This is a genomic window from Acinetobacter sp. ACNIH3 (assembly GCF_002918965.1).
In the GTDB taxonomy this organism is placed as follows: domain Bacteria; phylum Pseudomonadota; class Gammaproteobacteria; order Pseudomonadales; family Moraxellaceae; genus Acinetobacter; species Acinetobacter schindleri.
The window spans coordinates 1-750 of record NZ_PQLP01000152.1; the positions used below are offsets into that span (position 1 = coordinate 1).

The window sequence follows — 750 nt, forward strand, 5'->3', positions numbered from 1 at the left end:
GAGCTACTCTTTGTATCTTTCCATGGTTTCGCATTTTTTCTAGGTGGAATCACCGCATGCCCTTGCCGATCTGCAATGACCTGACGGCATTGCTTGGTGTCATAAGCTCCATCGGTATAAACAGAGTCAATCCGCTCATCTTGTGGAATCTGATTAAGTAAATCACCAAGCACCTGTGAATCACTGACATTATTGGTTGTAAGCTGAACTGCTCGTATTTGCAGGGTTTTGGCATCTATACCAATATGTAGTTTACGCCATTGGCGACGATATTCAGGTCCATGTTTCTTGCGCTTCCATTCGACCTCACCTAGAAACTTCATGCCTGTAGAGTCCATGAGTAGATGCAGCCCATCGCTACTTTTTTGGTAGCTGATTGCAATATCAATATGCTTTTGTCTTCTACAAAGCGTGGTGTAATCTGGAGCTATCCAATTTAATCCGCAAAGTTTAATCAGACTTTGCACAAAGCCAGTAACCATACGTAAAGACAGACGGAATAAGGATTTAATCATTAAGCAGCATTGGATGGCTGCGTCGGAGTAGGTTTGATTTCGCCCTTGTTTGCCTTTTGATGGCGCATACCATTGCGTAGCAGGATCAAACCAAATGGCAATATTTCCGCGACTCATGAGTGCTCGGTTATATGCGGGCCAATTGGTTGTGCGGTAGATTTTGTGTGTAGGCTTCTTCATTTGAAAATTATATCGCTGAAAAACCCTTTACAGATCGCTGAAAAACCCTTCGCTA

Annotated in this window: 1 protein-coding gene; it reads right to left on the reverse strand. The window is 43.2% G+C overall.

Annotated elements, in window-relative coordinates; translation table 11 throughout:
- On the reverse strand, window positions 1-695 hold a 695-nt coding region (locus tag C3420_RS17170), incomplete at its 3' end, for an IS5 family transposase (RefSeq protein ID WP_103857264.1).
- Between the last annotated feature and the right edge of the window lie 55 nt (window positions 696-750).